This window comes from Yersinia proxima, assembly GCF_902170785.1.
Classification (GTDB): domain Bacteria; phylum Pseudomonadota; class Gammaproteobacteria; order Enterobacterales; family Enterobacteriaceae; genus Yersinia; species Yersinia proxima.
Genome location: NZ_CABHYG010000011.1, coordinates 374,566 through 398,259 on the forward strand (window position 1 = coordinate 374,566; position 23,694 = coordinate 398,259).

A 23,694-nucleotide genomic window follows, 5' to 3' on the forward strand; every position below is an offset into this window, starting at 1 on the left:
AATTTTACGGATTTCCGTTTAAGTCGGAATACTATATTTTTTAAAAAAATATTATTTCTCCTCCGATGATCTTAATTTAATTATTTTTATTGCAATTAAAACGCCCTGAAATCTCTTCAGAGCGTTATTTTCAATCAGCTTCCCTGTTCACCTGTTTTCAAGCCAGCATCTTTAAGCCTGCGGGCTTTGAGCCAACACAAACCGTCGAGGATTAAGAATGCCGTTAGGCTTATTCCCATCAGCGGCAGACTAAACGCCAATAATAAGGTTGGGATCAGGCAGAGGATTTTACTCATTAGTGATAAGCGGCCCAGTGAAGACATCAGCGAACCTTGTATTGGGAATCGTTGGTGTTTGGGCCGGCGTCGCCACCACATGCAATAACCCATGATAATAGTGCTGCACAATCCAATACCAAAAAATATCAGTACAAGTTGGTTGGCGGCACCAAACAGGATGCCCATATGGGCATCAATACCCCAGCGAATTAATTTTGCAACTAGCGGAAATTGGTCAAAATTCAACTGATCAACTACCTGCATAGTTTTGATATTAAAGGCTCGAGCATCAACCTGAGTTGGCCAGCTACGATCGATTTCTGCCACCGTCCAGGCGTGATTATTGCTGTTACCTGGTCGAATCTCGACCTTGGCGGCGTCAATACCTGCCAGCCTGGCCTGTTCTAATACGGCGTCATAACGCCAAAGTTGGTAGGATGGCATCGCCATACCGGGAGCATGGGCTGCGCAGTGTGGGGGGGGAGTGTCATCGGTGCCAGGTATTTTTGACGTTAATGCGGTGTTCAATGATGGTGTTTTCCACGCCAGTGTGGTGCGCAATACCGAGATATTATCCCCCGCCCATTTTGACCAGGTTAGGCCAGTTACTGAAATAAACAGTAGCAGGGGCAATAGTGTCAGGCCAATAACGATATGACGGTGACGATGCGTTTTTTTCGTTGCAGTAACCGGCTTTTTTTTACGTCGTTGCACTGCCCACATAATGATGCCGCCCAGTGCAGCGACCCACATCCACGATGCGGCCAGTTCGCTGTAGTTTCGCCCTAAATCGCCAAACAACGCGCCACTGTGTAATTTGTCCAACCAGGTACGTAAAGGCAAAGAACCGCTGGAACCATAAACCGGCATATCTCCTAACACGGCCAGAGTGACAGGATCGATAAATATTGCCTGACTTTCGCCGGTATTAAGCCCTGATGCTGCGAACATGACGCGAGTACTTTCACCACTGGCAGGCGCTGGGCGAACAGCAATAATCTGCGCATTTTCCCCCGCAGCACCTTGCGCGGCAGTAATTTGCTGCATTAAGGGATAAGCCTTACCTTCACTACCAGGGTAAAGCTGCTCGGAATACAGGTTTTTTTCGATGTTGGGAGCAATCACATACCCGGTGCCACTTAATGCGGCAAAAAAGATAAATGGCGCGATAAAAAGGCCAATATAAAAGTGTAAACGAGTGACCAGCGCTAGCCATGCGGCGCGGCTTGATGAGGGAATTGAACTCATAAAGTTTCCAATAGCGTTAATAATATTAATAACCCGTATTTTTTCATTTTTCCTTGAAACGGGTGAGGCAGGGTTTCCCCTGCCTCTTGTTATCATGCGGTATTAATTTACGTAATTAGCACGCGCCTTTATCTTCCCAAACCAGGCCCCAACCGGTGCTGTTACCTGTGGTATCCGTGACTGCTGCATCGCCAGGTACGGAATTCTTATCAGCCCACCATTTGCTCATATAGATACGGCCATTATGCGTTACGGTATCTTTGGCATTGTAAGTTGATTTATTGCTCCAGGCTGGTGCGGTACATTGCTTGTTAGCGCCGTCTGCTTCTGGTTTAACTTCAGGTTTAACTTCTGGTTTGACTTCTGGTTTGACAGTCTCGCCCTTAATCATAAAGTCGAATTTTTTCTGATGAGAGTTACCTTTTGCATCAGTACCGGTGATAACAAGTGAGTGTTTGCCCGCTTTCAGGTCAGCCATGGAAATGGAGACACTCTGCGAAGCATCTTCCAAAGTGGCGTTTGCATAGCCTGTTACTGAGTTGTCTGGAGCATAGACTTTGGCTTCCAGATCCATTTTCCCTACAGTATTCAGATTGGCGTGCAAGGTCAGTGCGCCCGCAGCCATCTGGTATTCACTTTTCACACCAGATACTGAGAAACTTGACTGAACTTCAACCTGTGCTTTTTCGATAGCAATGACGATGCTGGTAATCTCACTGCCCGCTTTGGTGTAAAGGGTATTCACACCGTAAACTGGGGCCACCTTTCCAGATGCTGCCACTTTACCCGCCTGAAGATCAGTGCGTTCTTTGTTGATTTTGCTGGCGAGAGCGTGAGTCCAACTGTTTTTCTTACCTTGTGATGCATTATCAATAACCATTTCCATTGATAAATGCTCTTGTTCGCCAGCAGCGGTAAATACGCGAACTTTTACTTTATCGCCAGTGTTCAAATCAGAGATAGGATCAATATTACCGACTGATACAGACCATTCAGAAGGTGTCACTTCACCCGTTGCAGGTTCGAATTCGGCATCAATCATTTGATAGAAGGTGCCATCAGTATCTGCAACATCCCATGCGCCATAAATAACCTGATAGCCAGTACGTTCCGGAACATCACATTCGTGAGAGGTACGAACTTTTGCTCCAACTTGCGGAATGGCTGGCGCGGATGGCAGTTCGCAGAATGGTGTAAGTTCGAATGAATCGCGGGTCAATGGCGCATTTGAATCCCAATCTTGCTTGGTCATATAATATTTAAAACTGGCGATTGGATGTGATTGAGTAAAGGCCCAGGTGAATTTTTGCACTCCAGCTTTCATCTTAACTTTTGCCCAGCGATCTGATGTCTGTTGATTAAGTTGCTGGCTGATCCAGTTGGTGCCACTGGCCAGTTTACCGTCTTCAGGGCCTTTTTCCGGGAAACCATCGGCGGTTTCGCCAGAGCTTTGTGGTTCATATTGAACTGCACCACAATCTTTATTCATGTTTTTGCCATCAACGTGACACAGGAAGTTACGTGATGGTGGATTCTCAATGAAGCCATGGGCCATTGCACCACCGCTAATCGACATAACTACCATAGCTAACATAATTTTATTCAATTTCATGTTTTATTCCTTTCCTATTATATAAATAACTTCCATTGAACGATTTCATCGGAGTCGTATTTTTTGTATCGAAGACAATTCTTTCTGCTAACAGATACTTTGTTGCTAAATAATATTGTTGGCGGAATAAAACATAGATGAATTTATTAGGATGTTGAAACTTTTTGTCATTATAAATATTAAAGGCCAATAATTGATTTTTTTGGAATGGATTTTAATGAGTTTTTCACATTGAATCATGGTGTTGACGCAGTGTTGGTGCGCTGTGGTCAGATCTTTTCTTTTATCTTACTAATATGGAATTAACGTATTCCAAAATTAGAGTTGGGTTATTCCTGGGTAATAAGGAAGTAATGGTGTTCTGGTTTCGTCTCCTGATTTAAAATTATTAATTCCTTATTATTGACGAGTTAAAAAATGTTATCTACCACACGTAAATTATCCTGGTTGTTACCTTTAGTTTTATTGGCAGGTTGCCAACAACCGATGAATAAAACAGTTCAACCTCCAGCCCAACAGCAAATTAAGCAATTGTCGGCTTTGGTTGCTGGTGCGCATTATCTACAGAAGGATTGTCAGCGCACCGATGTTCCTGATGAAGCTGTATTGGTAAAAACGGCGCTAAAACTGGCGGCTTCTCGCCACTGGGATACCCGTGCCCCGGCGTATAAATTACTTGGCGAGCATAGTCAGGAACGTTATTTGGCGTTAGTGAAAGAAAATAGTGCTGAAAAGTCGTTATGTAACGAACTTAATTTATTGATGGTTGATTTTGTGGACGAGGCGCAACGCAACGTAAACAATAATTCGCCGCGTTAGCGTCCTCGTAGGGGGAAAATCTATTGGATATACTGTTGTAAGAATAAAACCCAGCCACTGAATGCGAGAAACGGCCCAAATGGGAGCGCCGTATTTAGTGGCCGCTTCCTAAGCAAGCGGAAAATCAGTGCGAAAGCGATACCGGTTAGCGAAGCGGCTAGTAGTAAAGAAGGCAATGCCATCCATCCCAACCATGCTCCTAATGCAGCCAATAATTTAAAATCCCCATAACCGAGAACTTCTCGCCGGGTGATCCACCAAAATGCCCAGTAAAGGCACCATAAAATCAAATATCCACTCACCGCGCCAATGACGGCATCACTTAAGGGTAATGTGTCGTTAAATAGATGAAATAGTAATCCAGCCCATAGCAGCGGTAATGTCAGGTTGTCCGGTAACAGCAAGTGATCGATATCGATCAGGGTAAGTGCTATCAATGTCCAACTGAGTAACAACGCTGCCAGAAGCGGGCTGCCAAATGGAATGATAGCTGCCATCAATAATGTCACCAGCATGGTTATCACTTCGACCAGTGGGTAGCGCATTGGGATTGAATTCTGGCAGAAGCGACATTGCCCCTGTAACCATAGCCAACTGAACAGCGGAATATTATCTCTCCATTTCAATTGAGTTTGGCATTGAGGGCAGTGGGAGTGAGGTAAGCAGAGGTTGAAGTCGTCCGGTTGAGTGCTGGTTAACATCAGTGGCAGCCGATAAATGACCACGTTAAGAAAACTGCCGACACACAGACCAAGTAAGGCCAGACTACACCACCACAGCGGCGTAGTCGTTTGGAGAGCATAGAATATGTCCATCATAATGTTGTGGTCTCGGTGCGTTGCAATACCAGGGTAGTGATATAAACCCGTTTGGGATTGTTGGCATCAGCAACCAATTTTAGCTGGCTAGCTTGTAAACCATATTGCGCCTCCAACTGTTCCAGCCAGCTCAATAACTGGGAGAAAGGGAGAGATAATGGCGCGACAACAGCCCGGTTGGCATTGGCTTCCAGCAAAGTTATCGTGATGTTTTTTTGATGTGCGCTTTCATGTAGCGCTCGATCTGCCGATAGTGCGTATTGTGGTGGTTGCTGTGCCTGTAAATTGCTAATTCGATCCTGTTGTTGCAATAACGCAGCAAAATCACGTTGGGCGTTGTGTAAGTTTTGTGTACTTTGGCGCTGATAATTTTCGAGTGGGGCAACAATGCCTTGGCTAACTATCAGGCCCAGCAATACCAAGCCGCCGAGGGAAAAAATCAATTGTTCACGTTTACTGTAATTTTGCCAGCGTTGCTTAATCTTTGTCATCATTGTTAGTTCCTTTGACGGTTAGCAGACTGTGCTGCTGATCCACTGGTTGGGTAGTTATGCTGAGTGTGTTCGAGTTTTGACGCGGGATACGTGCCAAGAGTTCTGGTTCAGCGAGATTAAATGTTAAGGATAGCGTGTCACTCTGCCATTCCATTGCTTGCGTTTTGACCCCTTTCAACGGCTGTAACGTGGGCATTGCCATTCTCAGTTGGCTTAACAGGCCGGGGGGCGTAATGCCTTTTTCCAATTGATGGATTTGCTGGGCTATGCCCTGTACCCACTGTTTGGGGGGCGTGGCGCCAGGGAAGTTCTGCTGATATAGCTGCTGTGTTTTGTGTTGTATTTGCTCGACTTGTTGCTGAGTGAGATAGCCGTTTAGCACGGGTTCAGTGATAAAGGTCAGCAGATAAAATGCCGCTAAAACGGCCAGTAATTTATTTCCTCGCGCTTTAGTTGTGCGGGGCGGGGTGAAATCCCCATGCAGTAAATTGATACTATTTTTCTGCGCACCTTGAACCAACAGTGGCCAGATAGGTTGATCGCTTTTTTGCAACCACGTCGGCTCAGTTTCTGGACGTTGGCTGTAGCTTAAGATAGTGGGTACGGTGGGATAACGGCCGAGAATAAAACCCAGTTCTTCATCATCAGCAGCACTGAATCCTTGATCCGCCGATTGACGTATCAGCCAGGTGTTTTTAAAACAAGCGGCAGTCCAGCCAGCAGTTGGCACCGGCAGTGCCAGTACATCAGGTAATGCTCTTGAGGCTGTCAGACCTGCACTACGCAACCAGCCTAACCACTGTTGCAATTGGTTTTTATCTATTGCCGCGACAGAGAACTGCGTTCCGTGGCGTTGCAACACAGTGAGATGTAATTGTTCCACATCACCTGGGCAAAATGACTCCAGCTGCCAGCTGAGTGCCGACAGGTGTTGCTGGCGATATTTACCATTGAATGTAACTGGTTTGAACAGCATATTTTTTGCAGGAATCAATAATGTAATCTGGCTGGTGGCCGCCAGAGGTAACAACTCATGCAACGCGGTTTCATCTGCCAACTCACCTTGCAGCGCATCTCCCTGGCTGGGCTGGTGATACCAGTGAACCAACTGCCCGTCGCTCTCATCGAGAGAGATAAATAATTCGTCGCAAGATGTTTTATTTTTCTGTAATAACATAGATTTCATTTCAATCACTAAGACCGTATTGACGGGAAAGAACCTTAATAACCTTTCCATCTCGCTGGAATAGGCTGCGCATGCTGTTGTTTTGCTGATTTTCATCCAGCCATAACAACAACTCAAAGTAGTTGCTGGTCAGCGTGAGGGCAGTTTGTGCCTTAGCAAACGAGGCATCGTTATCTGCAATAAAGGATTTAATATCGTTGATGTTTTCCCAACCGTTGACTGGGCGGCTGTCTATCAGTTTCTGAGCCTCCTCTACCGACATTTCCCCCAAAAAAAGTGCTGCCAGCAATGGTGCCTGAGCAGAAGACAAGGTATTAATATTGATGCGTAAATTCTGATTGGGTAGTGTGCAAATCAGCGGTTTCAAGCGCTGGAATAGAGCCTGACTGACACCAGGTAGCACTCTAAGCTCGCTAATATTGAGCATTGGACGGTTAGCCGGAATCAATATTGGGCGGCGTTGCTGATACAGCGCCGCCTCACTCCCACCACTGCGGGATATATCGTCTTTATCTAACCAGTCGGCCAGCGCAAAGGTTGTCTCTTGTGCCTGTGCCGCGTTTAAACCCTGTGTCATCAACAGATGTTGAAATACCTGCTGAGAATAGGGTGCTAATGGCTCTTCTGTTTCAGTTTGAGTTTCGGTTTCAGCCTCGGCCTCTGTTTTTGCCTCTGTTTCTGTCTTTGTCGGTTTTCTAACTTTTTTACCGGTGACGCCGCCCTGACCAATGCCATTGAGATTAAAGCAGGATTGGCGATCGCGCAGGCTGAAACTCACCTGATTTCCATCCAGCGAAATTTGTTGAGCAGCGCGCGCCCAAGGCTGGCCCAGATGAATTTTATCTGCGGGTAAAGGTGATAATTGCTGGTGCTGAACCAATGATTCCATGCTGAGCAGCAACCATTTACTTTGCTGATAAAATTGGCTGCTGGTGGCGCGATTAAACGCCCGCAACCAGTGGTCATTCATACTGACGGCAGTAATGGTCATCATGGCGGTGATCATTAGTACTACCAGTAGAGCCATTCCGCGCTGGTGATTATTTTTCATGATTCACCGTTAGAAAGAAGACCCGTTGTAAGTTGCCAAAGTCACCCGTCTCCAAAGTGACTTCAATTCCTTCTGGTAAGGTTCGGCTATTGCTCCAGCCATCTTGCCAACGCCCCTGTGACCAAAAACGCAGTTTGAAAGTATTAATATTATCCAGCGAGACACTCAATTTAGGCCGCGTTTGCTGGTTATCAGGCTGGTGATGGCTCAAACGCTCAAGTTTTCCCTGCTGAATTTGCCAGGTCACTTTTTCCAGGCTGGATCGTGGGAGAAAAGCTGCGGGGTTGCGCCAGTTATCATGGATTAGTGTCAGGCTGTGGTTTTTCCCGACACGTGACACATGGAAGTCATTAGTTGCGGATAATGACGAAGGGACTATTGGCCGAATCCGTGCATGGGAAATATCGCGTTCCATTAAGGTAAAGGCACGTTGAATGTCAGCCAGTCTGGTGGCGTGTTGATGCGTCAATTCGCTGTTACGCAGCACCGCTTGCAGCAACTGATAGCCTGCCATGCTAAGAAGGGAAAACAGGGCGATGGCTAGCATCATTTCTATCAGGGTGAATCCCTGCTGTTTAGCCTGACATAATTTAACCTGACTCATGGTTTAACCTGATAACTGCGTAGCTCGGCTAACGAGGCGCTATAGCGTTCGTCTTGACTGACTTCAATTTCCAGTGCACGTACTTTGGCATCCGATGTCGCGACACCACGCCAGCGCCAATGCCAGGTGATATCAGCCATCGAACTTTTACCTTCATGCCAACGCTCTGCTGGCCAGACATTTTGCAGCCGCAACCTGACCAATTGGTTTTCAGCGACCCAGGCGGCAAATTGTTTCTTTTCAAGATGACTGAGATTCCTGACCTGTTCACCAGTACTTTTAATGATGGCCAAACCTGCCAATGCCAGTACCGCCAAGGCGACCAACACTTCCAATAACGTCATGCCACGGCAATTCATCAGGATTAATTCCCTTGCGTTTCGTTATACGAAAGTGTGGCGGGGCGTGAGGCCTCAGTATCAGGCAATACGCCTTGTTCCGTGATGCGCCGTGTCTGACCCTCTTTTTCGCTTAAGGTTAGCTCGAAGATCGAGCTTTCTCCTCCGGGGAAAAAGACAATTTTCGGCTCATTAATCAATCCGTTATCCTGCATATTGTTTAGTGGGATTGGTTGATCCTGTAAGGTCAGCTCAAGGTTCAGACCATCAGGTAGCTGGCGCTGCTGTTTTAATTTCCCGTTGTTGATCGGGTGCCAGTAATGGTGTGGCCACAGGTAACTTTCCCCTTTGGTATGGGGTTGGTTATTGAGTGTCATCAACTGCCATTTATCATGGGAAACAGAAAGCCCGTACACTTTGCCATCCTGTTCAGCTTGTTGTGCCGCCCATTGCAATGCCACGGCTAACCGATCGCTTTCCTGATTTATCTTGCTGGCTGAGGGAAACGTGCCCAGTACCAGCTTGGCCATGCAGCCCAATAGCACCAGTACCAACATGATTTCCATTAAGGTAAAGCCACGGCTGGCAGTTTTAGCCTTTAGCGACTGCATTACGGGTTTTCCTCACCGTTAGCACCGATATCCCAGTTGTTAATGTCATCTTCAGTCTGTGGTAGCGCATCGGGGCCGACGGAATAGATATCAACCGCACCATGTTCACCAGGGCTGGTCAGCTGGTAGGGGCTACCCCATGGATCCGCTGGCAGGCGGCGAATATAGCCTTCGGCCCGGTAGCTTCTCGGTACGGGAGCCAGAGTCGGCTTCGTCACCAGCGCACTCAGACCCTGAGCGGTGGTGGGATAGCGGCTATTATCTAACTTGTACATATCCAAGGCGTTTTCCAGCGTAACCAGATCGCTGACCGCTTTTTGGTTATCAGCCCGGTCTTTGTTACCCATCAGACTGGGAATGGTGAGACTGGCGAGCACGCCAAGAATGACAATGACCACCATAATTTCCAGTAAGGTAAAGCCGCCTTGACGGTGTTTGCGTGCTAATAGGGTCGGTTGAGTTTTCATAAGTCAATATTCCTTAAATCGTCGATAATTTGGGGTTATCCCATCATGCTGTTGAGCTGCAAGATGGGTTGTAGAATGGCGAGAATAATAAACAGCACCACGGTAGCCATGCTGACCACCAGTAGCGGCTCAAACAGTGCCAGCGCGATGGTCATCCGGCTGACAAAGGCGTTTTCCTGAATGTCGGCGGCCCGTTCCAGCATGCTGTCCAACTCACCACTGTTCTCTCCCGAGGCGATCATGTGGCGCATCATTGGCGACAATAAGCCGGTATGTTCCAGTGCTGTTGCCAAACGGCTGCCCTCGCGGACTTTTTCGCTGGCTTCAACTAATTGTTGGCGTGCATAGTTGTTCGCCAATACTGAGGCACTGATATGCATGGCTTCCAAAAGCGGTACTGCACTGGCGTTGAGAATGCTCAGGGTGCGGGCATAACGGGCGAGATTGAGATCCAGTACCACCCGGCCGATCGACGGCAAATTCAGCATTTTTTTATGCCACCACATCAGGTTGTCAGCGGGCTTTAGCCATTGGCGTATACCCAATGCTGTCAGCAAAAACGCTAATAATGCCCACAGACCAAAGTCGCGTAATACGTCACTGATTGAAATAAGCAGGCGAGTGGAAAGTGGTAGCGCCTGTTGCATATGGATAAATTGCTCGATCACTTTAGGCACCACTGCGGTGAGTAGGATTGCCACTACTGCAATAGCAACCACCGTGAGCACCAGCGGGTAGATCATGGCCTGGAGCATTTTGCTTTTTAGCTTTTGGCTCTGCTCGGCATTATCTGCCAGTCGTAACAACACTTTATCAAGATGACCGGAAGCCTCTCCGGCAGCGACCATAGTGCGAAACAGCGAGGTAAATGTTTTAGGGAAACTGGCAAGTGCGTCAGCCAGTGGCAGGCCTTCCAATATTTTATTACGCACTTGCTCCAGCACTGCGCGATGGCGTGGCTTTTCACTCTGTTGCGCCAAAGCCTGCAAAGCCTCTTCCAGCGGTAACGCAGCGGCAACCAGCGTCGACAATTGACGTGTCAGTAACACTAAATCATTGCCACCAATATTATCCTGAGAGCGCCCAAGCGAGAGTGAAAACTTACTCGGTGCGTCACTTTCAGGTGTCAGGCTGATCGGTGTCAGTTGTTGCCCAAGCAATTGCGCCCGTGCCGCTCTGGGGGATTCTGCGCTCAGTGTGCCACGACATTTTTTGCCGTTATCGTTAACAGCCAAATATTGGTACTGGATCATGGTTCACTGGCTCTGGTGACACGTAAAACCTCTTCAAGGCTGGTGACCCCGGCGAGAACTTTCTCGAAACCGTCATGGCGAATGCTTGGGGTTTGCTGGTGGAGTTTTTTTTCCAACTCAACTTCACTACATCCCTGAGAAATAGCTTCACGTAATGAATCAGTGACATGCATCAGCTCGTGTATACCGGTACGCCCGCGATAGCCGGTGAAATTGCACTGTTCGCAGCTACCAGGATGGAAAAGGCTGTGTATCCCGTTATCAGCAGGGGTAAAACCAAAGCGTTGCAGCACGTCGGCGCTAACCTGTTCCTGTTTTTTACAGTGCTGACAGAGTGTGCGCACCAGCCGCTGCGCCAGCACGCCGATAAGTGAGCTGCCGAGCAAGAAAGGCTCGACGCCCATATCGCGCAAGCGCCCGACGGCTCCACTGGCGCTATTGGTATGCAGAGTCGAGAGCACCAGATGCCCGGTGAGTGAAGCCTGCACAGCAATTTGTGCTGTTTCGGTATCACGTATCTCACCAATCATCACCACATCAGGGTCCTGGCGCAGGATCGCGCGCAGACCGCGGGCGAAGGTCATATCCACTTTGGCATTAACCTGAGTCTGACCAATATTATCCAGATCGTATTCGATAGGATCTTCGACCGTCATAATATTGAGCGACTGGCTGTTGATTTGCTGAAGTGCGGCGTACAGCGTGGTACTTTTGCCTGATCCGGTGGGCCCCGTGACCAGAATAATCCCGTGGGGCTGCTTCAGAATTTCGCTGAACAATGCCTGTTTATCAGCGGCCATTCCTGAATGAGACAGGTCGAGCCGCATATTGTTTTTATCCAGTAAACGCATAACCACGCGCTCACCGTGGTTGGACGGCAGAGTGGAAACACGAATATCAATCGCCCGGCCAGCAATACGCAGAGAAATACGCCCATCCTGAGGCAAGCGTTTTTCGGCAATATCCAACTTGGCCATCACCTTGATACGCGATACCAACAATGCAGCCAATTGGCGTGGCGGCGAGAGGATTTGGCGTAACTCGCCATCAATACGAAAACGAATGGCTAATTGGCGCTCGAAAGGTTCGACATGAATATCGGATGCACCTTCTTTGATAGCTTCACCCAGGATGGCGTTGATCAGACGAATAATCGGCGCACCGTCATCGCTGTCTAGCAAGTCGTCGCTTTGTGGCAGTGCATCAGCCAATTGACAATAATCGATTTCATTGCCCAGATTTTCCATCATTTGGCGCGCTTGATCCGAGTCTTGCTGGTAATGCTCAACCATGCTGGACTCGAAAACCTCGTCACTGACAAATTGCAACTGACCCAACGGCAGCATACGCCTGGCTTCCAGCAGGGCTTCCGGGCTGGCAGATTGCCGAAATAACAGTTGTTCACCGTACACAGGGTGTTGCTGATGCAGCACCCCATATTGTTGTACCCAGGCAAAGGGTAACTGTGGCTGCAGTGTTACTGTCTGGCTCATCGTGCCCCCAGGGTATAAAAGGCATTGATGTCATTTTGCAGTGCGTTTAGAGAGTGACCCCCAGACAGTGCTTTGTTCAGATTCTCATTAATACGTTGCCCGTTAGTGGTGCGATCAATGTCTTGCTCTTGTTGAAATTTATCGAGTTTTTGCTTACTGGCATCAACATAGTCGCCTTGTTCACGAATAATCGTTGGACGGATAAACAGCATCAGGTTACGTTTCACCATTTTTTGCGATGTTGAACGGAACAGAAAACCAATACCCGGAATATCGCCTAGCACAGGAACTTTACTGGTGACATCATGGCTGGTGCTATCCAGTAACCCGCCAACTACCACAATATTATTACTGCCAACCATCACCGCATTTTTGACCATGCGAGTGTTGAAAGTCGCGCCCAGATCGCCCGTTCCACCGGGTGCTTTCTCTGCCACACTGGAAACTTCCTGTTCAATTTCAAGCAACACCGAGTCGCCTTTATTGATTTGCGGTTTGACTTTCAGCTTAATGCCGACACTTTTACGGTCTACCGTGCGGAAAATATTATCTCCGGTGGTGGTTTGAGAACCGCTCAAAACAGGGACTTCCTGACCGACACTGAATTCCGCTTCCATATTGTCGAGCGTCACAATGCTGGGGGTTGCCAAAATATCGTTCTGACTATTGGTACGCAGGGCGGTAAACAGGCCGCTCCAGTTACCACGGTAAAAACCAGTAGCCAGACCGGTGATGCCTTTAAGCGAACTGCCCACATCATTAGAGGTGATAGAGCTGGCAGATGCGCCGTTTTCCGGGAAATTACTGCCGCCGCCATTGTGATTAAACCATTGCACCCCTAGATTCAGTGCGTCACTGTCCTGAACTTCGACAATGATGGCTTCGACCAGGACTTGCGCCCGGCGAATATCCAATTGATTAATGACCTGTTCAAGATCACGCAGCAAATCAGGAGCAGCATTGATAATCAGGGAGTTAGTTTGTGCATCGGCCTTAATGACCACATTTTTCATCATGGCAACGGCAGGGGTAGCCTGGCTTTTACCACCCTGCTGGTTGGTACTCACGCCATTCAGGACGTCTAACAGGCTTTCTGCCTTGGCAAATTTGAGATAAATAACTTTGGTATTGCCGTGGATATCACCTTGTCTATCCAACTCTTGTACGGTGTCGATCATGCGTTTGCGTACTTGTTCTTCACCACCGATCAATACCGAATTGGTGCGTTCGTCGGCCACAATAGTGGCAGACATTCTGCCACTGGCATTCTTTCCACTACTTTTATGTAGAGATTCAGCAATACGTGCCACCTCGGAAGCCGAGGCAAACTGTAATTTGATGGTTTCAACTGTTTGGTCACCTGCTTTATCGACATTTTTAATAATGGCGACTAGCTGATTAACCACTGCCGCTCGCCCGGTTAACAACAAGACATTTGAAGGGTCATAATGAACAACAGTGCCGAAAGCGGCATCATTCAGTTGGCGTAGCAGCGGAGCCAGTTCTTTGGCGGCAACGTTATGTAATGAAACTACACGCATGACAACTTCGTCGCCTTCTGCCGGGTTTTCACCTTCAATTAAAGGGATAGCGGAACCTTTGGCATTTTTGGCCGGAATAATTTTGATCACATCACCGGGCATATTGACCACGGTAAAGCCATAAACTTCCAGGACACTCAGGAAGAAAGGATAGTAACGTTCAGGTTCCAGCTCCTGATAGCTGCGTACGCTGATATTTCCTTTTACTGCCGGATCGATAATGGCGGTTTTATTCAAGTTTTTACTGACGGTATTGATAAACTCATTAATATCAGTATTTTTGAAGTTAACAGAAAAAGTTTCAGCATTTGCCCGTGGTTGATATAGTGCAGTCATTAGCAATAGCATAATGACGCCAAAGGATATAATCCGCTGACTTAATGTGCTGATATTCTGATAATAATTTAATGTTATATCGCGATTAAATATCATTTTTTCATCTTTAATCTAATAATGAGATAAATTCTGCCGTCAGTTAAGGTTATTTCAATCAATTAACGCTTAATTTAACAACAGGGATTCGTAATATCCTTGGTGATTAATGATGACGCGGTCGTCAAATATTTTTATCACCACAGCATGATTCTCTGGTAGTTTTTCACCCTGGCTGTAGGAACTCTGGTGCTTGTTCTGCTCAATAATGGCAATACTCTTCTCATGTATGCTACTGGTCAGTACACCCACCAAACGGGCGGTCAAACGGCTGTGTGGAGCCTGAAATAATAATGGATCATCTGCCGCTAAATAACCCACTCGATAGGGGTTATCAGAAGCATCAACTGTTTCTGTTGAAAATAAATTTAGCTTTTTGAGCTCTGCAGTCTCATTTCCTTTAATGCCAGATTTATACGTTTCTGGTGCATGTGTTTCTGCATTATCGTCTGTAGTGGATAACCAAAGTGGCAGCGGATGATGCTCAATACGCAGCAAAATCAAAATGAGCAGCAGTAAAGCCGCAACAATATTTCTTACCTTGGTATTTAAATATTTAGCCAAGCCAAGTGAGTGTAAATAATCTCGTATAATCAAGTTATGACCAGTTATGAAGATATAAATAATGAACGCCCAAAATTGACAATTCGGGTAATGGCAAAATTGACATTGCGTTTGGGTTCGGTATCACTTGTCTTTTGTCTGCGCTGTTCCACTTTTTTGTCAGATTGTGGATTGCACACACTGATTGACCCCTCATTTAACTTAAGACCATAATGAGGGATCGTAACAATCAGATCTCCAGTGATGTTATAGCGCTGCAATAACGCACGTAACTGAAATATCAGCTGATGATAGTTGTTATCACTGATTCGTTGATGATTTTCATACCAAACCAAATTAATGATCTTTCGCTTACAATTAATATCCTTAAGCAAGGCAACCAGCAGCCTTTTTTGCCCCTCACTTAAGGCGATAGTCTGTTGGCTGGCATGGATGACCAACTTATTGATTGAACACTGCAACGTAAATATATCTTTATAAGTGAGAGTTTCATCGCTAAGTAATTGGATGCATTCTTCCCTATCTAACATGCTGTTATATCCTTGACCTGTGTATTCAATTTAATATTTCTCTTGCTTCACTAGAGTGACATTCTCTTAAGCACTTTTTTACCACTCAGTTCATGTTTAATGACTGCTGCTATGTGCAGCAACACTAATATAGCGAGTGTGGCGCAGGAAAGAATGTGAATAGAGTTGAATAGTTTGGTTACAGCAAGGTCATGAATAGGCTGTGGGATGATAAAGAGATCAAAAACGTTGATATCTCTTTCCATCATCAGAACTCCTGTTACCAGCACCACGGAAATATTTAGATAAAGAATGAAATGTACGGCGTGAGCAATAAAACGGGCGAACCCATTAGTATTAATCTCTTCAGGTTTTTCTGATACCAAGTAGAAATAAATCCTAATAATGAATACAGGGATCAATAAGGTTGTCAGCGAAACATTAATAAATCCTGTTAGTGTCTTCAGTTCGGGAGATACATCAAATAGACCGACATAAAAACCGGAAATTGTGGCCCAAATGATAACCAATGCAGAAATCCAGTGTAAGATCACTTGCTGCCAGGAATACTTTTTTTTCATTTTCATTTCCGATTAAAAAAAGCCGCTATACAAGCGGCAAACATGGTGTTAACTACAGGTGTACTTATTAACTAAATTAAATTTAGTTATGCAGGCTATAAATGAATAATTTTAGAAGGTGTTATTCAGTTCTTATTGGCTCTGCTGTATTTCAAGTACAGTTTAACCAGGTTGATTTTAAAATTGAATTAGGTGAACTCTCCAATCCTTGTGGGAGTTATCCTATAATTAAAATAGTTTAATAAATGACCAGATTGATATTGATTCTGTAGGCGACGTAAAATACTAAAATCGTATTTTTCCGAACTGATTTACGTTGTTTGCGATAGCGACTATTTTGGAAAACTTGTGAATTCTTGGCTAATTTTCAATACAGATGCTTTTTTTGAAGATGTAACACACCCTGACTATGGCATTTATTAACAAACAGTACTTTCATTTTTCGAACCCCAGCTAGCTGCCGGGGCTATTTATTTAGCTGTGATCAAGTAGCACATAAAACTGTGAAAGAGTTTGTTGCAAATGTTGTAAGCTCTCGGCATATTCCAATGCTTCGCATAAGGTTATCTGCTCAGTGGTGCCAAACATCTGGCACAATCCCAGCATCTTATGGCCGAGCTGTTGCGCGGCCTCCAGATCACCCTCTTTTATCAACTCTTCAATACGGCCAAGATAATCACGAATACTGGCGTAAAATCGTGCGCTGAAGGTGGTATCAGTCATGCTCTTTTTCCTTAGAAGCAAAATAGTCACGTATCAATTGCTGCCATTGTTCGCGTGCAACAGGTTTTTGTAGCAAGTAATCCATGCCGACTTCGCGGGCGCGCTGTGCATCTTCTGCTTTCAGTGAGGCGGATTGGCCGATAACCAGCACAGGCTCCTGAATATCCTGCATCAATTTTCTCAGATGGCGAACCAGTTCAAAACCATCACTTTCATCGAGCCGGCAATCAGTGACAATAATGGTATGGTGGTGTTGTAACCAGCTTTGATAAGCCTGCTGTGTATTCGCTACCGCATCTACCTGAAACCCCATGCTGCTAAATAACTCATACTGAACTTCCAACAGCAGTGGCTCATCCTCCACTACCAACAGACGCCGTGATTCTGTAATAGTGGTGGGTGAGCATACCTCAGGATTTTCACGACCACTGTCTTGTGTTTGTTCCTCATTACATAAGTCGGTGATGGCAAGATAGAGAGCCGAGGCGTACAGCGGGCGGGGAACGACGATAGATTCTCCCAGGTGATTGTGCAACTGCCAGTGGTTTTGTACCTGATCGAGATGCAGCTTAATCTCCGGCCCGCGAGCCGCAACCGAGAGTAGCTCAGTAGTGGAATAATAGGGCAGATTACAGCCATCCAGAATCTGGGTGATTTCACCGCTAAGTGAGGGAGATATATCTGCAGGTATGATGATATGCAGCCCTTCAGGTAGCGGGTTTTCAATAGCATAATGGGCAGCAATAGCAGGTAGGGCAATGGTCACCCGTGAGCCGACCCCAGGCTGGCTGGCGATGGCCAGATGTCCGCCGGTGAGATGCATATTTTTCTTGGCGACGAATAATCCCAGCCCAGTACCTTTGGGGTGAGGGGTATCGTTATCTGTGCGAGTGAGTTTGCCTTGATAAAATGGCTCTGAAAGCCGTGCCAGTACTTTGCTGGGGATACCGGTGCCGGTGTCGATTACCTCAATGCTGAACATGTTCTTGCCGTCCATTTGTGGCAATGAGCATTCGATCAATACCATACCACCATGGGTGTGCTTAATGGCATTGCTGACAATATTGTTCAGTGCCTGAGAGAGCAGGGTGCCATCGATTAGGTGGGGTAAAAAAAACTGCTTTGACAGGTAGCGAACCTGAAGTGTAGTGCCATGTGTTTCGGCAAAACTGGTAAAGAGTTTGACCGTGGTATCGCACAATTCAGCCAGTAAATGCGGTTGCGGGTTTTGAGTGACCGAACCGGCATTGATTTTGGCGTTATCCAGTGACAGGTCAAGATTATCCAGCAATTCCCGCGTGACATGAATAACGTTAGCAAGCCTTTCCCGCTGGCTGGTTGAGGCTATTTTATCTACCAGTCCTTCGCAGGCGGTCAGAATACCAATCAACGGCGTGCGTAATTCGTGCGCAATAACTGACAATTCCAGATTGGTTTTTGAACCCAGTTGGACAAGTTCTAGTTTTAACCGCCGGTAACGATAAAAAATGAATAGCAGTAGGCATAATAAGACTGTAGCCAGTCCCCCGACATAGAAAGCCAGCGTGTTATCGCTCGGCAGCGGAATATTATTGTCGCTAATAATCCATTTTGTGGTGAGTTCCGTTTGCTGTTTAGCGGGAATGGATGCGATCACTTTGTTAATGATATCGATCAGGAGCTGATTTTCGGGCCGCGTACTCATTACCAGGGAGATCTTGGAAGAGTGAGGACGTGATACTTTTAACTGCCCCGGATATTTGACATTCATATAGTAGAGAGCGGTGGGTGAAAGGACGACTGCGGCTTCAGCCTGCCGGTTTATCACCTCACCGATTGTCTCTTCGGGAGAATAAACGATTTTGTAATGTACACCTGGAAATTGCTTGGTAAACCACTCAATCAGCGATAAGTAATCAGTGATGGCAACATACCCTTCCATAACGTCGTCCGGGGTCACAATGTGACGCGTGGCTTTGCGGGTGACAGTCACCGGCCAGGTAGAAAAGATAGGCACACTACTGATCAGGTTATTAGCCTTGACAAAGGCGCTGGAAGTGCTGGTAAGTAATGAGATCTTACCGCGCTCCAGATTTGCAATAGATTCGTCGTCGTCGCTAGTTAGCACTGGCTTAAAGTTTATCCCAGTGGCAGCGGCGATTAAGTCAATATAATCCCGAGTTAATCCAATATGCTCGCCATTACTATTAAAGGTTTCAATTGGATAAGAGTTTGGGAAAATACCGTAGTTCACCACTGGGTGAGATTTTATATAATCCAACTCTTGCGGTGAAAAACTGATGGTGTTGGTGGCATAAACTACGGTTGATGACAGCAGGGTAACGACCAATACCAGATATAATTTAGAGAGAAATTTCATGAGCATATTTAAAGAAATCAGTGTTTGAAGTAAGCCCTAGCTTTTTGAAGGCACGCGTTTTCGTGTTGGATACTGTTTTAAAACTGATATTAAGGCGCACACTGATTTCTTTTTGTTTCAGACCATTGAGTAGCATCCGCAGCACTTCGGTTTCACGCCCGGTTAAAGTATGGTGTGTATTTTGTTCTGTGGGTTGAGACAGTGCTGCCAGCTCAATAGGGAAGAATTTTTTACCTCGGGCGACATACGAGATAGCAAAAAATAGCTCCTGAATATCACTGCTTTTTTGCACAAACCCCCACGCGCCTGCTTGCCAGGCGAGACGTGCTACCGCCAGACTTTTATGGGCGGTATGCACAATGATTTTCAATGCAGGGCGCAACTGAAGAAGGCGTTTGATAAGCCCGGCGCCATCCTGAGACAGAGATGCATCCGCATTCTCGTCTGTTTCGCCTGTCGCGAGTGAATAATCCAGTAACAGTACTTCAATCTCAGGATTGCTTTCTAGTAACGTTATGAGTTCGGGTGTATTGCTGACACAACCGACGACTTGTAGCGAAAAGTCACTGTAAATAAGCTGGAGTTCTGGTTCTTTGTGATGATAAGGATATTTTTTTAAGATCTCCATCAGTGCCAGTCGACTGAAAGGTTCATCTTCGATCATTGCTATATTGAGCGTTTTCGTTTGCGTCATAAAAGGCCTCGATCAAGTGAGGCAAGCGCTAACTGTCATTTACTGTCAGTAATAACTTTTCACCTGATTGACGTAGGAGCGGCGTGAGTTTATCACTCATCATTATCAATTCACCCTCTTTCTCTACCCTTACACTGATATTAAGAGGCTGCGAAGATAATGATAACTCATTCGGTAGTTGCAAGCGAAATGGAATTGTAAAACTTTTTGTTTGAGTCATAAAACTATACTCATGCAGTGTGTATTCTTTTTCTCCAGAGGCTTTATTCTGAGAAAGAGTGAACGTGATTTTAACATTTTCAGGTATTATCTTATTATTGCTTTTAATATTTCCCTGAACGTAATCCCCATTATAATTATGGCTATTGCCAGACGGAAGAGTACAGCCAGATAAAATCAAAGACAGTAATAAAATTAAACAATAGGAATAACTATTTGTACGAGTATTAAAAAAAGATCTCATCGGATTATCCTGCGGTAAAAATATAAAAATAAGAACAAGTTGCTGCGATAGCCAGTGTACAGGTTGTAATGACTGCATCAATGATGCCTTTCTGTCGCACAACTTTGTTCTGTTTCGGGGCTACCGATGTAGGCTCGGCCGCTACTGCTTGTATGGCTCCCGTATAGGAAATACCAATTCTTGGTAAAGTGGCAATCAGGGTTTCATCCAAATTGGCTTTCTTAAATGAACAGCGTAATTGTCTGACAAGTTTATAATAACTGCTCTCAGTCACAATAACGCCGCGCTTTTCCCAAATTGCATACATGACTTCTCTTTTGCTACAGGTTTTATCCAGTAGCATTTTTAACAGACATGATTCACTTTCTGAAAGTACCACGACAGTTTCTTGTTGGGTCAAGGTTCTCTTCCAGGAATTAAAAATAACACCTTCACTTAAAATAATGTTGGCTGGAGTCAGTTCATTATTGGTATTGGTCATAATATTTTCGCCTTCGTAAAAGATTAACTAAGTTCAAGGCGTGTTTTATACCTTCTCCTTAAAAGGTTCTCAACGGCAGAAGACTAATATGGGTATATTAAAGAATACTCTCCATGCGTTTGGAGAGTGCTCTCTGTGTGTTTGAGGATTTTACTTCTTTTTGGTGATAAATATTAAAATGTTGGGGAAGATCTTAACAGTGACGCGTTTCTTTGGGCAAAATCAGGGCCGGAACTGACGATTTTCATAATTTTGCTGGCGTACTTATCTCTATAATGGGCGGTTTCTGAATGATACGCACCCACGGCGCGCCAGCTATAGCCATGTTTCTTAAACTTCTGGCTCAGCAAATAGGCTCCAGCCTCAATATTGGTACAAGGGTGCATCAGCGCCTGTTTATCCTTGATGATCCCTTGGGATTTTAGCGGATCAATATTAACGGTATTAATCTGCATCAGGCCATAATCATGGCTGCCATTTTTATTCGTATTACGGGCGTCCGGCTGACCCCCCGATTCATGAAGAATAATCGCCTCGAGAATAATTTCTGGTACATCCCAGCGTATAGCTGCATTTGATAAGCATGAAGCCTGGGCTACAACAGGGCTGAGAAATAGCAGAGTTGATAAATAATAAATAATATTTTTCATAGGGATATAAATTTAAAATTCGTTTGAATCGTCATCGTCTTCATTAGGCACTTTGCCCATTTTGGAGAAGATTTCTTCTTTCATTTGGGTTAAGAACATATCGTTTGCGAGATACAGGGAATAAACCGGATTAAACTTTTCTTTCAGTAAAGTCTCATCTCCTGGCACCTCGGAGTCCTTGATTGTTACACTCAATCCGGTCATAAAACTAACGCGTTCAGCTGACGACAAACTGATTAGTTTTTTATTGAGCATGCTGAATAATTCTCTCTTTTCTTCCTTTTTTTTCATGTCTGTGGTGCGCATCTTTTCGATAAACTCATCAATTGCCGCTTGCTCCTTTGTCGACAGTTGTAGCCCTGGTTCCTTTTTCTCCGTAGTGGGGGAGGCTCCACCCGGACTGGCCTGCCATGCTTGTGCCACTCGCTGCTGTACCGTGTTAGTAACTGATTTAGTGTCCGTGATTGCTGCTGTCATTTTTAGCGCAGATTGAATCATCGAAATTGTCATGTGCATCTCCTGATTGACTGAATTGTTCGGAAAATTTTTGGTACAACGCCTTTTTGGACTGCAAAATAGTGCAGCGCGCCGGCAGAGATAAAATATGCGGCAATGTTCGTTGTGCCGCGCTCTGTGGGGAGAAATGGAGGATTTCATTATTGACCTCCAGCGCAATACTCTCCTCCGTACCACCAACTACATTGATATGCTGAATTTTTACCAACACGGGTTTTAGTTTTTTCAGCAATGAGGGGGGCAGGTGCATCTGAATCCGCGTGGATTCAGGATGTTGCCGAATAAAGTGCTCACTGATAATTTCATACATCCGTGGGTCGCCAAACATCTCCTCCAATTGTGTCTGCAAGCGGGCTTCACTACTTGCCACTGCTTGTTGATATTGACGCTGGCTAGATTCCAACCCGAGTAAAAGGTCGGCTAGCAGTTTTTGTAGCCCATCCTGATAACCTTGCTGATAAGCAATACGTTGTATTTCCTCTGCCTCTTGTTGAGCCAACTGACAGTATTCTGTGGCCTGTTTTCTGGCCTGTGCTGTCACTATTTTTTGATAGCGGCTCGCTTTTATGGCTTGATGCTTAATTAGCACCTTTTCAACTGCGGTTTGCCGGATATCCAGCTCAGATTGTTGTGACATAGCGGCAGGCTCCTTCTATCACATTCCACGGAAGGGCATTTTTCACCGGCGCTTCCATTAATTGTCGGGTTATGGCACTGAACATATAACTGGCACGAACGGTATAGACGCGGCCAAAGGGTGCCAGGCCCGCCAGTAATTGGGCCGCACCTGTCGCCAATAGTGTTTGCGGCGATGATAGTGTCTCCTGCGGTTGGCGGAAATTTACATTCACGCGTTGATGCAGTTGTGCATATTGGGATGTTTCCACCCACCACGGTAGTGGCGCTGGGTGCAACAGTACCCCCAGCGCCCAGGCAACCTTGGGTAATTGCGACCAATGTTCAACAATAAAATCGGGCAACGGCAGCGTATTTCGGTCAGGCATCGGCAGTTGATACTGCGTCAGCAAGCGCTGGTTATGGGCTTGTTGCAACACCTGAGGTAGGGCGGGATAATCAATACCGCTATGCTCTGCGTGAAAGTAGCTACCCGGTGCCAGCAAGATTTTATGCTGGCAAGCGAAACCCAACCTACCGGGATGAACTGTCATGTTTTTTGCTCCGTGCTGCCCGGCGGTACTTCTTTCTGACTATTTTGTTGCTTACGACGCCAAAGTAACAAAATGGCACCGGCAGCGGTTATCAGCGCGGCAGCAATGCCAATCAGTAGTACCGGCGGGACGGGGAACTCTGGCTCATTTTTGACCTGACGCTGTAATGGCGGGCGTTCAACTACCACGACCGAAACGTTATCAAAGCTGGCCTCGGCAAAACTGTTGGTGAGAAATAACTTAATTTTACTCATCATCAGTTTATGATCTTCATTACCGGAATAAGTCACCAGACTTGAAACCTGCTGTGGCTCTTTGACCCGATTATTGCCATTTAAAGGATAACTGACGTGGACTCGGGCATTCACCACGCCGGGAATGGTCAGTAGCGATTGTTCCAGTCGTTGTTCAATTAAGGACAGCAGACGAGAGCGTTCCGCCTGTGGTGACGCCACCAATGAGTCCCCTGGGAACGCCTGAATAATTTCCACTGACTCTTTAGACGGCAGGTTGTACAGACGTAGCAAATCCACTGCGGTAACAAAATCACTGCGCGCGACCTTAATGGAATTACCCAGTTTGCCGTTTTCCCTGCGTGTGCCTTCCACGCCATTTTCTTGTAGGACTGCCAGAACTTCATTGCTCTGGCGCTGGCTAAGTTCGGTGAGCAGCACCTGGTTATCACAACCAGACAGCAGACAGAAAGTACTTATCAGCAGAAATTTTGTCAGCTTATTCAT

27 protein-coding genes are annotated in these 23,694 nt (G+C 46.0%); 1 reads left to right on the forward strand and 26 read right to left on the reverse strand.

Annotated features, from left to right (window positions below; all coding sequences use genetic code 11):
* Positions 1–134: 134 nt before the first annotated feature.
* Positions 135–1,526 carry a PepSY-associated TM helix domain-containing protein gene (locus tag FTB31_RS10615; protein ID WP_077175143.1) on the reverse strand — a complete coding sequence of 464 codons (1,392 nt, stop codon included), beginning with the start codon at positions 1,524–1,526 and terminating at the stop codon, positions 135–137.
* A 115-nt stretch (positions 1,527–1,641) separates the two neighbouring features.
* A complete protein-coding gene (gene gbpA, locus FTB31_RS10620; protein ID WP_227726798.1) occupies positions 1,642–3,138 on the reverse strand; it encodes an N-acetylglucosamine-binding protein GbpA in 1,497 nt (498 codons plus the stop codon).
* A 417-nt stretch (positions 3,139–3,555) separates the two neighbouring features.
* Between gbpA and gspS the strand changes: the two genes are divergently transcribed.
* A complete protein-coding gene (gene gspS, locus FTB31_RS10625) occupies positions 3,556–3,957 on the forward strand; it encodes a type II secretion system pilot lipoprotein GspS (protein WP_050077217.1) in 402 nt (133 codons plus the stop codon).
* A gap of 20 nt (positions 3,958–3,977) precedes the next feature.
* On the opposite strand, the gene FTB31_RS10630 is transcribed toward gspS, so the two are convergent.
* The 24 genes from FTB31_RS10630 to sctJ all read right to left on the reverse strand — a co-directional run bounded on the left by FTB31_RS10630 (position 3,978) and on the right by sctJ (position 23,694).
* The gene (locus FTB31_RS10630; protein WP_175628092.1) at positions 3,978–4,775 is read right to left on the reverse strand and encodes a prepilin peptidase; all 798 of its coding nucleotides are present in this window, start codon (positions 4,773–4,775) and stop codon (positions 3,978–3,980) included.
* A complete protein-coding gene (gene gspM, locus FTB31_RS10635) occupies positions 4,772–5,269 on the reverse strand; it encodes a type II secretion system protein GspM (protein WP_227720369.1) in 498 nt (165 codons plus the stop codon). Before gspM ends, FTB31_RS10630 begins: the two co-directional genes overlap by 4 nt.
* Positions 5,253–6,455: a type II secretion system protein GspL gene (gene gspL, locus FTB31_RS10640; protein WP_077295327.1), complete on the reverse strand. Its 1,203-nt coding sequence runs from the start codon at positions 6,453–6,455 to the stop codon at positions 5,253–5,255. The genes gspM and gspL overlap by 17 nt, the downstream gene beginning before the upstream one ends.
* 1 nt (position 6,456) lies before the next feature.
* A complete protein-coding gene (gene gspK, locus FTB31_RS10645; RefSeq protein WP_050077220.1) occupies positions 6,457–7,506 on the reverse strand; it encodes a type II secretion system minor pseudopilin GspK in 1,050 nt (349 codons plus the stop codon).
* Complete coding sequence (gspJ, locus tag FTB31_RS10650) at positions 7,496–8,110, reverse strand: type II secretion system minor pseudopilin GspJ (protein WP_072081812.1); 615 nt, start codon at positions 8,108–8,110, stop codon at positions 7,496–7,498. The genes gspK and gspJ overlap by 11 nt, the downstream gene beginning before the upstream one ends.
* The gene (gspI, locus tag FTB31_RS10655) at positions 8,107–8,469 is read right to left on the reverse strand and encodes a type II secretion system minor pseudopilin GspI (RefSeq protein ID WP_050077223.1); all 363 of its coding nucleotides are present in this window, start codon (positions 8,467–8,469) and stop codon (positions 8,107–8,109) included. The genes gspJ and gspI overlap by 4 nt, the downstream gene beginning before the upstream one ends.
* A gap of 5 nt (positions 8,470–8,474) precedes the next feature.
* On the reverse strand, positions 8,475–9,059 hold the full coding sequence (gene gspH / locus FTB31_RS10660) for a type II secretion system minor pseudopilin GspH (protein ID WP_050077224.1): 585 nt from the start codon (positions 9,057–9,059) through the stop codon (positions 8,475–8,477).
* Positions 9,059–9,526: a type II secretion system major pseudopilin GspG gene (gspG, locus tag FTB31_RS10665; protein ID WP_077175141.1), complete on the reverse strand. Its 468-nt coding sequence runs from the start codon at positions 9,524–9,526 to the stop codon at positions 9,059–9,061. Before gspG ends, gspH begins: the two co-directional genes overlap by 1 nt.
* A 35-nt stretch (positions 9,527–9,561) precedes the next feature.
* Positions 9,562–10,779: a type II secretion system inner membrane protein GspF gene (gene gspF / locus FTB31_RS10670; protein WP_077295329.1), complete on the reverse strand. Its 1,218-nt coding sequence runs from the start codon at positions 10,777–10,779 to the stop codon at positions 9,562–9,564.
* Positions 10,776–12,272 carry a type II secretion system ATPase GspE gene (gene gspE / locus FTB31_RS10675; RefSeq protein ID WP_077175139.1) on the reverse strand — a complete coding sequence of 499 codons (1,497 nt, stop codon included), beginning with the start codon at positions 12,270–12,272 and terminating at the stop codon, positions 10,776–10,778. Before gspE ends, gspF begins: the two co-directional genes overlap by 4 nt.
* On the reverse strand, positions 12,269–14,161 hold the full coding sequence (gene gspD / locus FTB31_RS10680; protein WP_227720364.1) for a type II secretion system secretin GspD: 1,893 nt from the start codon (positions 14,159–14,161) through the stop codon (positions 12,269–12,271). Before gspD ends, gspE begins: the two co-directional genes overlap by 4 nt.
* Positions 14,162–14,314: 153 nt before the next feature.
* A complete protein-coding gene (locus FTB31_RS10685; RefSeq protein WP_227723074.1) occupies positions 14,315–14,842 on the reverse strand; it encodes a type II secretion system protein N in 528 nt (175 codons plus the stop codon).
* Between the two features lie 11 nt (positions 14,843–14,853).
* Positions 14,854–15,339 (reverse strand): winged helix-turn-helix domain-containing protein, encoded by a 486-nt coding sequence (locus FTB31_RS10690; RefSeq protein WP_077175136.1) that lies wholly within the window; start codon positions 15,337–15,339, stop codon positions 14,854–14,856.
* 50 nt (positions 15,340–15,389) lie between these two features.
* Positions 15,390–15,899, reverse strand: a complete 510-nt coding sequence (locus FTB31_RS10695) for a cytochrome b (protein ID WP_077295335.1) — start codon at positions 15,897–15,899, stop codon at positions 15,390–15,392.
* A gap of 474 nt (positions 15,900–16,373) precedes the next feature.
* Positions 16,374–16,622: an Hpt domain-containing protein gene (locus FTB31_RS10700; protein WP_077175134.1), complete on the reverse strand. Its 249-nt coding sequence runs from the start codon at positions 16,620–16,622 to the stop codon at positions 16,374–16,376.
* Positions 16,615–18,981, reverse strand: a complete 2,367-nt coding sequence (locus FTB31_RS10705; protein WP_227719352.1) for an ATP-binding protein — start codon at positions 18,979–18,981, stop codon at positions 16,615–16,617. The genes FTB31_RS10700 and FTB31_RS10705 overlap by 8 nt, the downstream gene beginning before the upstream one ends.
* The gene (locus FTB31_RS10710; protein WP_077175132.1) at positions 18,965–19,675 is read right to left on the reverse strand and encodes a response regulator transcription factor; all 711 of its coding nucleotides are present in this window, start codon (positions 19,673–19,675) and stop codon (positions 18,965–18,967) included. The genes FTB31_RS10705 and FTB31_RS10710 overlap by 17 nt, the downstream gene beginning before the upstream one ends.
* 28 nt (positions 19,676–19,703) lie before the next feature.
* Positions 19,704–20,138 carry a YbaY family lipoprotein gene (locus tag FTB31_RS10715; RefSeq protein ID WP_077175131.1) on the reverse strand — a complete coding sequence of 145 codons (435 nt, stop codon included), beginning with the start codon at positions 20,136–20,138 and terminating at the stop codon, positions 19,704–19,706.
* Between the two features lie 4 nt (positions 20,139–20,142).
* Positions 20,143–20,619, reverse strand: coding sequence for a winged helix-turn-helix domain-containing protein (locus FTB31_RS10720; RefSeq protein ID WP_077175130.1), 477 nt, complete (start codon positions 20,617–20,619; stop codon positions 20,143–20,145).
* A gap of 173 nt (positions 20,620–20,792) precedes the next feature.
* Complete coding sequence (locus FTB31_RS10725; RefSeq protein ID WP_227719351.1) at positions 20,793–21,269, reverse strand: lytic transglycosylase domain-containing protein; 477 nt, start codon at positions 21,267–21,269, stop codon at positions 20,793–20,795.
* A 12-nt stretch (positions 21,270–21,281) separates the two neighbouring features.
* Positions 21,282–21,779 (reverse strand): hypothetical protein, encoded by a 498-nt coding sequence (locus FTB31_RS10730; protein WP_227719350.1) that lies wholly within the window; start codon positions 21,777–21,779, stop codon positions 21,282–21,284.
* A complete protein-coding gene (locus tag FTB31_RS10735) occupies positions 21,721–22,422 on the reverse strand; it encodes an HrpE/YscL family type III secretion apparatus protein (RefSeq protein WP_077295341.1) in 702 nt (233 codons plus the stop codon). The genes FTB31_RS10730 and FTB31_RS10735 overlap by 59 nt, the downstream gene beginning before the upstream one ends.
* Positions 22,406–22,954 carry a hypothetical protein gene (locus FTB31_RS10740; protein WP_077295343.1) on the reverse strand — a complete coding sequence of 183 codons (549 nt, stop codon included), beginning with the start codon at positions 22,952–22,954 and terminating at the stop codon, positions 22,406–22,408. Before FTB31_RS10740 ends, FTB31_RS10735 begins: the two co-directional genes overlap by 17 nt.
* The gene (gene sctJ, locus FTB31_RS10745; protein ID WP_077175126.1) at positions 22,951–23,694 is read right to left on the reverse strand and encodes a type III secretion system inner membrane ring lipoprotein SctJ; all 744 of its coding nucleotides are present in this window, start codon (positions 23,692–23,694) and stop codon (positions 22,951–22,953) included. The genes FTB31_RS10740 and sctJ overlap by 4 nt, the downstream gene beginning before the upstream one ends.

Excerpts from the sequence above, each read along its gene's own strand:
- FTB31_RS10615 (WP_077175143.1), bottom strand. The coding sequence starts at position 1,526 with ATGAGTTCAATTCCCTCATCAAGCCGCGCCGCATGGCTAGCGCTGGTC.
- gbpA (WP_227726798.1), bottom strand. The coding sequence starts at position 3,138 with ATGAAATTGAATAAAATTATGTTAGCTATGGTAGTTATGTCGATTAGC.
- gspS (WP_050077217.1), top strand. The coding sequence starts at position 3,556 with ATGTTATCTACCACACGTAAATTATCCTGGTTGTTACCTTTAGTTTTA.
- FTB31_RS10630 (WP_175628092.1), bottom strand. The coding sequence starts at position 4,775 with ATGATGGACATATTCTATGCTCTCCAAACGACTACGCCGCTGTGGTGG.
- gspM (WP_227720369.1), bottom strand. The coding sequence starts at position 5,269 with ATGATGACAAAGATTAAGCAACGCTGGCAAAATTACAGTAAACGTGAA.
- gspL (WP_077295327.1), bottom strand. The coding sequence starts at position 6,455 with ATGAAATCTATGTTATTACAGAAAAATAAAACATCTTGCGACGAATTA.
- gspK (WP_050077220.1), bottom strand. The coding sequence starts at position 7,506 with ATGAAAAATAATCACCAGCGCGGAATGGCTCTACTGGTAGTACTAATG.
- gspJ (WP_072081812.1), bottom strand. The coding sequence starts at position 8,110 with ATGAGTCAGGTTAAATTATGTCAGGCTAAACAGCAGGGATTCACCCTG.
- gspI (WP_050077223.1), bottom strand. The coding sequence starts at position 8,469 with ATGAATTGCCGTGGCATGACGTTATTGGAAGTGTTGGTCGCCTTGGCG.
- gspH (WP_050077224.1), bottom strand. The coding sequence starts at position 9,059 with ATGCAGTCGCTAAAGGCTAAAACTGCCAGCCGTGGCTTTACCTTAATG.
- gspG (WP_077175141.1), bottom strand. The coding sequence starts at position 9,526 with ATGAAAACTCAACCGACCCTATTAGCACGCAAACACCGTCAAGGCGGC.
- gspF (WP_077295329.1), bottom strand. The coding sequence starts at position 10,779 with ATGATCCAGTACCAATATTTGGCTGTTAACGATAACGGCAAAAAATGT.
- gspE (WP_077175139.1), bottom strand. The coding sequence starts at position 12,272 with ATGAGCCAGACAGTAACACTGCAGCCACAGTTACCCTTTGCCTGGGTA.
- gspD (WP_227720364.1), bottom strand. The coding sequence starts at position 14,161 with ATGCTATTGCTAATGACTGCACTATATCAACCACGGGCAAATGCTGAA.
- FTB31_RS10690 (WP_077175136.1), bottom strand. The coding sequence starts at position 15,339 with ATGTTAGATAGGGAAGAATGCATCCAATTACTTAGCGATGAAACTCTC.
- FTB31_RS10695 (WP_077295335.1), bottom strand. The coding sequence starts at position 15,899 with ATGAAAAAAAAGTATTCCTGGCAGCAAGTGATCTTACACTGGATTTCT.
- FTB31_RS10700 (WP_077175134.1), bottom strand. The coding sequence starts at position 16,622 with ATGACTGATACCACCTTCAGCGCACGATTTTACGCCAGTATTCGTGAT.
- FTB31_RS10705 (WP_227719352.1), bottom strand. The coding sequence starts at position 18,981 with ATGAAATTTCTCTCTAAATTATATCTGGTATTGGTCGTTACCCTGCTG.
- FTB31_RS10710 (WP_077175132.1), bottom strand. The coding sequence starts at position 19,675 with ATGACGCAAACGAAAACGCTCAATATAGCAATGATCGAAGATGAACCT.
- FTB31_RS10715 (WP_077175131.1), bottom strand. The coding sequence starts at position 20,138 with ATGAGATCTTTTTTTAATACTCGTACAAATAGTTATTCCTATTGTTTA.
- FTB31_RS10720 (WP_077175130.1), bottom strand. The coding sequence starts at position 20,619 with ATGACCAATACCAATAATGAACTGACTCCAGCCAACATTATTTTAAGT.
- FTB31_RS10725 (WP_227719351.1), bottom strand. The coding sequence starts at position 21,269 with ATGAAAAATATTATTTATTATTTATCAACTCTGCTATTTCTCAGCCCT.
- FTB31_RS10730 (WP_227719350.1), bottom strand. The coding sequence starts at position 21,779 with ATGACAATTTCGATGATTCAATCTGCGCTAAAAATGACAGCAGCAATC.
- FTB31_RS10735 (WP_077295341.1), bottom strand. The coding sequence starts at position 22,422 with ATGTCACAACAATCTGAGCTGGATATCCGGCAAACCGCAGTTGAAAAG.
- FTB31_RS10740 (WP_077295343.1), bottom strand. The coding sequence starts at position 22,954 with ATGACAGTTCATCCCGGTAGGTTGGGTTTCGCTTGCCAGCATAAAATC.
- sctJ (WP_077175126.1), bottom strand. The coding sequence starts at position 23,694 with ATGAATAAGCTGACAAAATTTCTGCTGATAAGTACTTTCTGTCTGCTG.